General features: G+C 65.4%; 12 protein-coding genes. 10 read left to right on the top strand and 2 right to left on the bottom strand.

The genetic code is table 11. The features are described 5' to 3' along the window. Positions 1-297: 297 nt before the first annotated feature. Together DYI37_RS19540 and DYI37_RS19535 are read right to left on the bottom strand one after the other, a co-directional pair. On the bottom strand, positions 298-738 hold the full coding sequence (locus tag DYI37_RS19540; protein ID WP_116684953.1) for a hypothetical protein: 441 nt from the start codon (positions 736-738) through the stop codon (positions 298-300). Continuing rightward, positions 722-1,351 (bottom strand): recombinase family protein, encoded by a 630-nt coding sequence (locus DYI37_RS19535; protein WP_116684952.1) that lies wholly within the window; start codon positions 1,349-1,351, stop codon positions 722-724. Before DYI37_RS19535 ends, DYI37_RS19540 begins: the two co-directional genes overlap by 17 nt. Positions 1,352-1,627: 276 nt before the next feature. Between DYI37_RS19535 and DYI37_RS19530 the strand changes: the two genes are divergently transcribed. From DYI37_RS19530 to DYI37_RS19485, 10 genes are all read left to right on the top strand, one after another. Beyond that, entirely contained in the window at positions 1,628-2,017 is a 390-nt protein-coding gene (locus tag DYI37_RS19530; RefSeq protein ID WP_158555239.1) for an AbrB/MazE/SpoVT family DNA-binding domain-containing protein, read from the top strand. Beyond that, positions 2,014-2,406 carry a type II toxin-antitoxin system VapC family toxin gene (locus DYI37_RS19525; RefSeq protein WP_245414018.1) on the top strand — a complete coding sequence of 131 codons (393 nt, stop codon included), beginning with the start codon at positions 2,014-2,016 and terminating at the stop codon, positions 2,404-2,406. The genes DYI37_RS19530 and DYI37_RS19525 overlap by 4 nt, the downstream gene beginning before the upstream one ends. 233 nt (positions 2,407-2,639) lie before the next feature. Further along, on the top strand, positions 2,640-3,653 hold the full coding sequence (locus tag DYI37_RS19520) for a LacI family DNA-binding transcriptional regulator (RefSeq protein WP_116684950.1): 1,014 nt from the start codon (positions 2,640-2,642) through the stop codon (positions 3,651-3,653). Between the two features lie 346 nt (positions 3,654-3,999). Next, positions 4,000-6,273: a TonB-dependent siderophore receptor gene (locus DYI37_RS19515; protein ID WP_116684949.1), complete on the top strand. Its 2,274-nt coding sequence runs from the start codon at positions 4,000-4,002 to the stop codon at positions 6,271-6,273. A gap of 3 nt (positions 6,274-6,276) precedes the next feature. After that, positions 6,277-7,197 carry a heme/hemin ABC transporter substrate-binding protein gene (locus DYI37_RS19510; protein WP_116684948.1) on the top strand — a complete coding sequence of 307 codons (921 nt, stop codon included), beginning with the start codon at positions 6,277-6,279 and terminating at the stop codon, positions 7,195-7,197. Then, positions 7,194-8,297, top strand: a complete 1,104-nt coding sequence (locus tag DYI37_RS19505; protein WP_116684947.1) for a FecCD family ABC transporter permease — start codon at positions 7,194-7,196, stop codon at positions 8,295-8,297. The genes DYI37_RS19510 and DYI37_RS19505 overlap by 4 nt, the downstream gene beginning before the upstream one ends. Beyond that, positions 8,294-9,046: a heme ABC transporter ATP-binding protein gene (locus DYI37_RS19500; RefSeq protein ID WP_116684946.1), complete on the top strand. Its 753-nt coding sequence runs from the start codon at positions 8,294-8,296 to the stop codon at positions 9,044-9,046. The genes DYI37_RS19505 and DYI37_RS19500 overlap by 4 nt, the downstream gene beginning before the upstream one ends. Positions 9,047-9,104: 58 nt before the next feature. Further along, positions 9,105-9,776 (top strand): O-methyltransferase, encoded by a 672-nt coding sequence (locus DYI37_RS19495; protein ID WP_199520224.1) that lies wholly within the window; start codon positions 9,105-9,107, stop codon positions 9,774-9,776. Continuing rightward, on the top strand, positions 9,773-10,540 hold the full coding sequence (locus tag DYI37_RS19490) for a siderophore-interacting protein (RefSeq protein ID WP_116684944.1): 768 nt from the start codon (positions 9,773-9,775) through the stop codon (positions 10,538-10,540). Before DYI37_RS19495 ends, DYI37_RS19490 begins: the two co-directional genes overlap by 4 nt. Before the next feature lie 258 nt (positions 10,541-10,798). Beyond that, on the top strand, positions 10,799-11,075 hold a 277-nt coding region (locus DYI37_RS19485; protein ID WP_147307965.1), incomplete at its 3' end, for a transposase.

Raw genomic sequence — 11,075 nt, 5'->3', positions numbered from 1 at the left:
GAAAGATGTTCCAGAATGCGTTCGAAGCTCGGCACTTTGAACGCCTCTCGAACGAGTCTGGGCTCCGGCGCGCTCGTCGTGGTCATCACGGCTCCATCAGCGTTAGTAACGAAGCCATACTGTTGCATGAAAGGTTATTGAAAAGCCTCCCTTGCTAACCGGGCGTCCGATTGGAAATGTCTCTTTCTCCAGAGGGTTAGTGCGCCGTAAAGCTCAAGGCCGCTCGCCCGATACCGCGCCGGGCGACCGGACGGAGGCGCATGACGCCTCCGGGGAGGGACGCGACCGGCATCGCCTCTACCGGCTGTAGGGCCCGGTGAACAGATCCCCCAGCGCGCGGCGCAGGAGGAGGGTGATCCTCCGCTTCTTCATGTTCCAGGGGCGGTCGTGGCCCAGATGGCAGCGCTGGCAGAGGGCGGCGAGATTGGCGGCCTCGTTGTTCGCCGTGTCCTGGTCGAGATGGGCGCAGGCGAGGTGGACGGTGGTCGTCGCCAGGAGGTTCGGGTCGGCAAAGCCCGCCGGCTCGGGCAGGCGCTCGCGCACGAGGCGGCCGCGCCCGTCGCGCCAGCGGCCGCGATCCTCGTCGAACCAGCGCCCGTCGCCGAGATGGGTGACGGTTCGGCCATGCGGGCGGCCGCAGCGCTCGCAGCGGCCCTTGGCGCGCACGAAGCGGATCTCGCGGGAAAGCTCGCGCCAGTCGATCGGATAGAAATGGCGATGCTCAGGCCGGATCGGCATCGGCGCCCTCCTTTTCCGTATCGGCCCCTTCCAGCTTGGCACGGGCGTCGCGAATGCGGGCGATGGTGATCCGGCTCACGCCATAGTCGCGCGCGAGCCTTGCGATCGACATGCCGCCATCGAGCTTCGCCAGAACCTCGCGCTTCTTCTGATCCGACAGAAGCGGCGGGCGGCCGATCGCCTTGCCCTCCTCGCGGGCCCGCTTCAGCCCGGCATGGGTGCGCTCGATCAGAAGATCGCGCTCGAACTCGGCGACCGCGTTGATGACGCCCATGGTCATGCGGCCCGCGGCACTGGTGAGATCGACGCCGCCGAGGGCGAGGCAGTGCACCCGGATGCCGTTCTCGGCGAGATGATCCACCGTCCGGCGCACATCCATGGCATTGCGGCCGAGCCGGTCGAGCTTGGTGACGACGAGAACGTCCCCCGCCTCCAGCCGGTCGATCAGCTTGGCAAAGCCCGGCCGCTCCATCGCGGTGTGGGAGCCGGACACGGTCTCGGAGACGACGCGGCGCGCCTGAAGATCGAAGCCTGCCGCACGGATCTCGCCGAGCTGGTTCTCGGTGGTCTGCTCGAGCGTCGAGACGCGGACATAGGCGAAGATGCGGGACATGGGATCCGGTTCTGTGTGCCGGACTGGAGCATAACCGGTCTTGCGGGATATGAACATGCCCGAAATACGGAAAGGCTATGTTTCGAACAGATCGCGGCGCGGGTGTTCGAAACCGGTCGGTTTTGAGCTGCCCAAAATCAAGGAACCCAACCAAACAAGATCTTCCGCCCTTCATCTTCGTAATGAGGCAGCCATTGCTCGATAACCATTTTCAGTTGTCCTTGACCATATTACATCCGCTTGCCCATAAATGATGACCAGGGCGGAATGCCAAGCATGGCTCGTTTGGGTAGGCGCAATCGATCTGCGCCAGAGAGCCGAAGATATCGTTCGTGCACGTTTGCGGCGAATGATCAGGAACAGGAGAGAGCCATGAAACTGTATGAAGTGCCCATGCAGGAGAACGGGCGCGTCGTGTTGCCTTCGGACCTGCGGAAAACGCTGGGGCTCTCCAAGGGAGACAAGGTCCTGATCGAAGCGGAGGGCGACGAGATCAAACTGACCACGGCACGGTTACGGCGCAAACGCGCTCAAGCGATCGCGAAAAGATACGCCCGGCCCGGCGTCAGTGTCGTCGACGAGTTTCTCGCCGAAAAGCGCGCCGAGGCCGAACGGGAGATCGCAAAGATCGAACCGGACGCGGACGAAATGGACGATCGCTCGTGATCGCCTGCGTGGTCGATACCTCGGCGATTCTTGCTTACGCTTTCGCCGAACGAGGAGCAGCAAAAGTCGAGCGTTGGATCGATGCCGGCGCAGCCGTCTCCACTCTTACGGTTCAGGAAACCGTCTCGAAGCTGTGTCAAAGCGGCATGAGCCGTGACGAGGCAGAGGATCTGATTCTCTCGCTTGGACTCGTCGTCCATGTACTCGATCTCGATCTCGCGTTCAGCGCCGGCGCCATGTTCGATCTCACGAAACCCTACGGTCTCAGTCACGGAGATCGTGCCTGCCTCGCTCTTGGCCGGAAACTTTCCGTTCCCGTCGTCACCGCCGACAAGGCTTGGTCGAAAGTTGCAGCCGATCTCGAACTGAAGATCGAGCAATTCCGCTGAAAGCCCGGAACGAGCGGACGGGTAAGTCGGGCCGAAGGGAGACAGCCGGCTTCCAGGTAGGATCGTTGGAAAGCTGCCCTAGGATTTACCCCACACGGAATGCCCACAGCCTTCCGAAGTCACGAGAAAGCGGACATTCTATACTTCGATAGAGGCGAAGGAGGCGGCAATGACGAGCTTTCAGGACGGGTTACACGAAAAGTGTCTTCGGGGACGATGGGAAGTTATCGCGTTTGGTTAGATTGAAAGAGGTCGCCGCGCTCGCGGGTGTCCATCCCGCGACCGCCTCGCGAGCCCTCAATCCGCAGACGGCGCCGAAGGTGAAGGCCGCGACGCTCGAGCGCGTGAAGGCGGCCGCCCTCGAACTCGACTACCGGGTCAACACCCAGGCCGCCAATCTGCGCAAGAAGCGGAGCGGCCTCATCGGCGTCGTCATGCGCGACTTCACGAACATGATGCTACCGATCATGTTCAAGGGGATTGAAGATCGCCTGCGGAAAAGCGGCTATGTCGCGCTGCTTGGCACCACCTATGCGGACGCCGATCGCAAGCGCGACCTTTACCGGACCTTCATGGACCGCCGGGTCGACGGCATGATCGTCACCTATGCCGACCGGATCGACGAGGATCTCGAACGGGTTCGCTCGGCTCGGGTGCCGTCCGTGCTCATCAACCGATCGACCCTTTCGGGCGGCGAAAGCCGCGTGCTCCCCGACATCGCGATCGCGATGACGCAGATCGTCGATCATCTCGCCGGCTTCGGTCACACTGAGTTCGGCTATATCGCGGGCCCTGAGAATTCGGCGATGTCGGACCGCAAGAGCGAGGCATTCCGGGCGGCGATCGGGCGACACGAGCTCCACGTCGGCGAGGAGCGCATGGTTCGCCCTGTGCTTGCGACGGACGATGAGGGCGAGCGGATCGCCCTGCGGCTTCTGACGCAGCATCCCGAATTGACCGCGCTCGTCTGCAGCAACGACCTCCTTGCGATCGGCGCGCTGAGGGCGGCGGCGAAACTCGGCCTCGGGTGCCCTAAGGACATCTCGGTCTCCGGCTTCAACGACATCCCCTTTCTCGATCGCATCGAACCGCCGCTGACGACCGCGTCGATCCCCCATTACGAGATGGGCTATGCCGCGGCCGAGCGACTGGTTCGGGAGATCGCCGGAGAGCGCGACCTCGAAAGCGAGATCGTCTTTCCGTCCTCGATCGTCGTTCGCCGGTCGACGGGTCCCGTGCGGGCCTGACGCCGCTATTCGCAAGCATCGGCATCGGCGACGACCTGCCGTCCGCCCCCGGATCAGCGAAGCCTCCTCGAACCGTTCCAGACAATTGACCGATCGGCAACAACGGCGACGACAAAGCGAGCTCACCGGTTCCGGTCACCAGATCTCTGCGAGACCTCGAACCGCGTGATCGATGCCGGAGAAACCCCGAATGCTAGCGGGTTTGCGTCGGGCCTCACCGGTTTATCGACCCGGCGAGCCGCCGGGAGCGATGGCTGCAGGGCGGAAACGTCCCGCAAGTTTAAATTGACTCTTTTCATCATGTTTCATATTCGAACTGCAATCGATTGCAATTTAGGTCAGCCTCATGACACGACGTTCCGATACCTGCGGTCTCTTCGAGCTCCGCCTGGCTCTCTTCGCCGGCGCGAGCCTTGCGGTCATCCCACTTCCCGCCCTCGCGCAGCAGGCGGCCGAGACGATCGCTCTCGAAACGGTCACCGTGGACGGGAGCTTCATCGGCGGCGTGTTTCGCCCGGTCGAGGAGGGCTACGAGCCCCAGGGGATCGGCGGGGTCGCCGCCAAGGCGGATCTGCCGGCCCGCCAGGTGCCGTTCTCGGTCGAGCAGGCCTCGGCCGAACTCATCGAGGACCGGGGCGATCTCACCGTCTACGAGGCCTTCGAGAGCTTCGCGGGCGCCCACACCCAGAGCACCAATTCCGATACGGGCTCGAACGTCGCGCGCGGCTTCTTCTCGCGCGGCTTCGACATCGGCTCAGGGGGCACCGTTCTCTACAACGGCCACCGCATCTACGGCATCGGCTCAAACTATCGCTCGACGGTCAGCCTTGCGGGCGTCGAACTCCTGAAGGGTCCCGCCGCGATCTATTACGGCGCCTCTGAGCCCGGCGGCGTCATCAACTACATCTTCAAGAAGCCGCTCGCCGAAGCGCGCTACGAGATCGGCACGCGGGCCGACACCGACGGCTCCTACGGCGCCTTCCTCGATGCCGGCGGCCCGCTCTCGAAGACCTCCGACCACTGGCGCTACCGCTTCGTTGCCGAATACAACAAGGACGACGACTGGCGCGACGAGGTCGAGGAGACGCCGAAGACCCTTTACGGCAGCCTCGAATGGGCACCGAGCGACGCGTTCGTCTCGCGCCTCTCCTACGAATATCTCGATGTCGACGGCGTGCCCCAGCGCTACGACACGATCCGCTTCCCGGGCGAGACGCTTCTTCCCGTGCCGGAGAACTTCTTCGCCGGCTACGACAACGACTTCGTCGATATCCGCCAGCACACCGTCCTGTGGGAGACCGAGTGGACGCCCTCGGAGGCCTTCGGGCTCGATACCTACGTCCTCTATCAGCACAACGACCAGGAGCATCAGACGACGCGGATCGGCGGGCGCGGGGGCGGAGCGCCCGATCGCTTCGGCGCGCTGCCGCGCACGACCCATGTGGGCATTTCCGAGGACCGCTCGATCGCAGCCGGCGCCGACCTCAAGGGCCGGTTCGAGACCGGCGCCTTCTCGCACCAGTGGCTCGCGGGTTATGCCTATTCCCATCTGAAGAGCGATGGCGGCGTCGTTCAGGTCTCGACCGGGACGCGGACCAACCCGCTGCGTCCCCTTCGCCCGGACGCGATCGATCCCTTCGGGGCGAGAGGCGGCGCCTATGCGTTCCAGGACGAACTCTTCGCGCTGATCCCAACCGATGGCCGAGGCGGCGCCTTCGAGCGCGACGACCACAATGTCTACGTCCAGGACATCGTGACGATGCCCTGGCAGACCACGAAGCTCGTGGGTGCGATCGGCTATGCCTATACCGAGCAGACCGACGGCCCGAGCGTGACGGGCGCCGGGCCGATCACGACGCTGGAGGACGGCTTCGTGACGCCGCGCCTCGCTGTCATCCAGGACCTGACGGACACGATCTCCGTCTACGGCTCCTATGCGGAATCCTTCTCGCCCCAGCTGCTGGTCAACGATTTCGAGACCTTCGAGGTGCTCGACGATCCCGAGATCGGGCGGCAATACGAGGTGGGCGCCAAGCAGGAGATCATGGACGGCGCCGCGCTTCTCACCGCCGCCGCCTTCCGGATCGAGAAGGAGAACATCGCACGCCGGCTGTTCCCCGACGACGAACTCAACACCAATTCCGTCCTCGACGGCGTCTACCAGTCGCAGGGCCTCGAATTCGGGCTCACCGGCCAGATCACCGACTGGTGGACGAGCTATATGGGCTACGCTTATCTCGATACCGAGGTGAAGGAGACCGACGATCCCGTGCTCCTCGGCGGCTCGATCCCCTACGTCGCCGAGCACAATCTCGCTCTGTGGAACAAGGTCCGCGTCTATGGCGAGCCGGTAGGCCGCTTCGGGCAGATCGATCTCGGCCTCGGCGTGAATCATTACTCCGACGCCCGCGATCCGAACGGCTTCGAGCGCGATCCCTACACCCTCGTCGACATCGGTCTCTTCGCCGAGAAGAAACTTAAGAACGGCGCGCTCCTGAAGGGTGCGGTCCGCGTCGAGAACCTTTTCGACGAGGACTATTTCGACCAGCGCTCCTTCGGCTCGTCCGTGACCTATGGCGATCCGCGCAAGGTCTCCTTCCAGATCTCGACGGTGTTCTGAATCATGATCCTCGTGCCGACGATCCGGCCGCTCACGCTGGCCGCATGCCTATTCATCGCCCTGCCGGTCCTGCCGGCCCCGGCCGAGCCGATGGATATCTCCGATGCCGAGCCCTATCCGGCGCTCTTCGAGCCGGGCAGCCTCGAGGGCGAGCGCAATCTCGTCCTTCTCGGCGCCGATCTCGTCGAGATCGCTGTGGCGCTGGGGGCTGCCGACCGCATCCTCGCCCGCCCCGAGGCGATCGATCTGCCGGGGATCGGGGGAACGCCCCACAAGGTGCGCGAATGGGCGGGGGTCGAGGGCATCCTCTCCTTCGGCCCCGGCAAGATCACCCTCGGCTCATCGCCCCCGGTCGCCCGGCTGATCGACGGTCTCGCCGCGCTCGGCCAGGAGACGAAGATGATCTCGCGGATCCTGCCCGCGACACGGAAGGTGCGTGAGATGGCCGAGATTCTCGGCGTTCCGGAGCGAGGCGAGGCGCTGGTCGCCTCGATCGAGGCCGATTACGAGAGTTCGGCGAAGACCCGCGGCGAGGCGCCGCGCGTCCTCCACATCTCGAAGGTTGGAGCGGGCACGCAGTTCACCGCCGGCGGGGCCGAGACGGCCGTCGACAATCTCATCCGGCGGGTCGGCGCGGTCAATCCGGCCGCCGAGGTCGGACGGGACCGCTACCGCCCGGTGACGCCCGAGGGCGTTCTGGCCATGAAGCCGGACGTCGTGCTGATCGCCGAGACGGAACTGCCGTCCTTCGGCGGCCTTGCCGGCATCTGGCAGTCCTATCCGGGTCTAGCCCTCACCCCAGCGGGCCGCGAGCGGAACGTCGTCGTCATGCGCGACCTGCATGTGCGCTCGGACGCGGCCTCGAGCGGCATCGCGACCCGGCAGCTCGCCGATGCCCTGAAGGGGCTGGCGGCCGAACGATGAGCGATACCGCCGTGCCGAGGACCGCGCGCCCGACCGCGCTTGCGCGCTACGACCGGCGCGGCAAGGCTCTGAGCGGCCGCGCGAGCCTTCTTGCGCTTCTCATCGCGATCGGTCTTCTCGCCGCGACCCTCGCCTCGATCATGTACGGCGCCCTGACGCTTTCGCTCGCCGATATCCTCGGGGCGCTCACGGCGCGCATCACCGGAACGGAGACGACGGGTCAGGCCGCCCTCGCCGAGGCCGTGGTCTGGGATCTTCGCCTCGCGCGCATCGTCATGGCCGTCATCGTCGGCGCGAGCCTTGCCACCTGCGGGGCCGCCATGCAGGGCCTGTTCGGCAATCCGCTCGCAGATCCCGGCATCGTCGGCGTCTCCTCGGGCGCCTCGCTCGGCGCGATCGCCGTCGTCGTCCTCAACATCTCGGTGCTCGGCCCCTGGACCCTGCCGGCAGGCGCCTTCCTCGCCGGCATCGCGACGACGCTGATCATCTACGCGCTCGCCTCGCCCGGCCAGTCGGGCGGCGACAATGCGAGGCTGCTTCTCGTCGGCATCGCCGTCAACGCGATCGGCGGCTCGATCGCGGGCTTCCTCACCTATCTCGCCACCATGGAACAGCTCCAGAGCCTCACCTTCTGGTCGATGGGCTCGCTCTCGGTCGCCAAATGGTCGACCGTCGCCCTGACGCTGCCCCCGGCGGTGGTCGGCATCGCGCTCCTCGTCTGGTGGTCGCGCCCGCTCGATCTTCTCGCGCTCGGCGAGCGCCAGGCGCGCCATCTCGGCGTCGATGTGAAACTGCTGCGCCGCAAGCTCATCGTCGTCACCGCGCTTCTCGTCGCGGCCGCGGTCTCCTTTGCCGGCACGATCGGCTTCGTCGGCCTCGTCGTCCCCCATCTCTTCCGCCTGATGATCGGGCCGGGCCACCGGCTGCTGGTGCCCTTCTCCGCCGCCGGCGGCGGATTTCTCGTCATCCTTGCGGATCTGGCCGCCCGCACCCTCGATCCGCCCTCGGAAGTGCCGATCGGCATCCTGATGGGCGCGCTCGGCGGCCCGTTCTTCCTGTGGATGATCTATCGCGGGCGAAACCGGGCGAGCGCGGTATGATCCATCTTCGAAACGTGACGGTGCGCATCGGCGGCAGGACGCTTCTCGACCGCGTCGACCTCGACTGCGCCGCTGGAACGCTCACCGCGCTCGTCGGCCCGAACGGAGCAGGAAAGTCGACGCTCCTGTCCGTCGTCGCCGGCGATCTCGACGCCGATGCCGGCGTCGTGGACCTCGGCGGTCGTCCGGTCGCCCGTCATTCGGTGGCCGATCTCGCGCAGGTGCGCTCGGTCTTCCCGCAGTCCTCCATGGTGCGCTTCGGCTATTCTGTGGGCGAGGTCGTCGCCATGGGCCGGGCCATGCGCGATGTCTCGCCGGACGAGGATGCCGATGCCATCGAGGTCGGGATGCGCGATGCCGAGATCGACCATATGGCGGACCGCGACGCCCAGACCCTCTCGGGCGGCGAGCAGGCGCGCACCACATTCGCGCGCGTTCTCGTGCAGGACACGCCGATCATGCTTCTCGATGAGCCGACGGCCGCCCTCGACCTGCGCCATCAGGAGCGAGTGCTGGGTCTTGCGGCGAGAGAGGCCCGAAAGGGCGCCTGCGTCGTCGCCGTACTGCACGACCTCAACCTCGCCTGCGCCTATGCCGACCAGATCGTGCTCCTGTCCGAGGGCCGCGTCGTCGCCGTGGGCGATCCCTGGTCGGTGATGGAGGAGGAACGCATCGGCGCCGTCTACCGCCAAGCGGTCTGTATCCTCTCCCACCCCGAACGCGCCTGCCCGGTGGTCCTCACCCGCTAGCCCCCCTCACAGAAGCAGCCCATCCCCAAGCAGCAGAGAGACGACAATGCCTCAAACCATGCCGATTATCGCGACGCCGGGGATCGAACCGGCCGTCCGGGCCGTCATCGAGCGCGAACACGAAGCCGCTTTCGCGCAGGTTCGCGAGCGGCGCGCATCCGCTCCGCGCGAGCGCGATGCCCTTCCGACCATGGATTTCCGCACCTCCGAGCGCCATCGCACCGGCTATCTCGCGATCGGACCCAATCAGGGCCGCTTCCTCTTCGCGCTGGCCCTGTCGCGCAAAGCCCGCACCATCGTCGAATTCGGCTCGTCCTTCGGCATATCGACGCTCTATCTCGCGGCGGCGGCGAAAGCTGCCGGCGGCCGGGTGATCGGCAGCGAGTACCATCCGCACAAGGCCGGGAAGGCCCGCGCCAACCTGTCCGATGCGGGGCTCTCGGAGATCGCGGAGATCCGCGTGGGCGATGCGCGCGAGACGCTTCTCGATGCGCCGGCAGGGATCGACCTTCTCTTCCTCGACGGGGCCAAGGATCTCTATTTGCCGATCCTCGAACGTCTCGAGCCGAAACTTGCCGCAAACGCCCTCGTCGTCGCCGACAATGCGGACCATCTGGATGACGACGACCCGTTCCTCGCCCATATCGGCACCGGGCGTTACGTGACCAGCCGCATCGCCTTCGCCAAAGGCGCAATGACGCTCTCGGTCTGGATGGGAGAGGCCTCGTGAGCGCGTCCGCGTCCCAGATCTCCGACCGCGTTCCCGATCGCCTGAAGCGCAAGGGCCGCATCTGGGAGCTGGAGATCACCGATGTCCGGCCGGTCACGGCGACCATGCACCGGGTGATCGCGACCGGCCCCGCCTTGAGCGAATTTACGGTCCGGCCCGGCCAGAGCCTGATCCTCGTCCTGCCCCAGGAGGGCGATGGGGTGGACGCGCGCCACTACACGGTTCGAAGCTTCGATCCGAAGACCCGGCAGATCGCCATCGACGTCGCGCTTCACGGAACGCGCAAGACGCCGGCCAATCGCTGGGTGTTGTCGGCCGAGGCCGGCGATCGCTTCGCGGCCGTGGGTCCGCGCGGCCATGTGGTTCTCAAAGAGGATGCGACGCACCATCTGATCTGCGTGGACGAAACCGGATTGCCGGCGGCGCAGGCCATCCTCGAGGGCCTGCCGGCCCATGCGAGCGCGCTGGCACTGATCGAGATCGGCATGCCGGACAGCCGGCAGCCGATCGTTGAGTCCGATCGGATCGAGGTGCGCTGGCTGTGCCGTGCGGATGGGACTGCGCCGGGCGCGGCCCTCATCAGCGCCCTGCACGATATGCCGCCGCAACCGGACGCGACCCATGTCTATCTTGCCGGCGAGACGAGCGCCGTACGCGATCAACGCCGTCTCCTTGTCTCATACGGCTATGCCAAGACGGAAATCTCCGCCGAGGGCTATTGGCGCCCCGGCCGCAATGGCGGGCACGACCACATCGATGATTGAAACGAACGACACCTTGGGACGAGAGAAACGCTCGAGATCAATCCGGATCGATAACGCGAACGTTTGCAATCGCTTCGGAGGGGCAAAGTAACGTATGACCGGACTGGGTGCATAGTTGTTGCTGAACGTAATTCTTGCGAACGACTGTTCCCTGTGTCCTGTTCCCCGGCTGGTCCAGGGTGAATCTTAGGCCCTGTTGACATAGTGGATTCCCAAACCGTCTGACGTCTGATTCAAGGCTGCCTTTTGGAGGCGGCTTTGGCGCGAGGCGATCTGACGGACGAGGAATGGGCGGTGATCGGTGAACTGCTGCCCAGTGAACGGGGGCGCAAGTCTCGTCCCGCTTACGACAACCGTCGGTTTCTTAATGGCATGCTGTTCGTCCTGCGAGCTGGCTGCCCCTGGCGCGACATGGACGAACGCTATGAGAAGTGGAACTCGGTCTACGTTCGCTTCCGGCGTTGGGCCGAGCAAGGGGTCTGGGACGCTCTGCTGGAAACTCTGGTGGAGACGGGCCTGACCGACGACTGGCAGC

It is taken from the genome of Fulvimarina endophytica, from assembly GCF_003403015.1.
GTDB classification, from domain to species: domain Bacteria; phylum Pseudomonadota; class Alphaproteobacteria; order Rhizobiales; family Rhizobiaceae; genus Fulvimarina; species Fulvimarina endophytica.
Note: the sequence above shows the minus strand (reverse complement) of the source record. Positions and strands in the feature narration are given on the sequence as shown.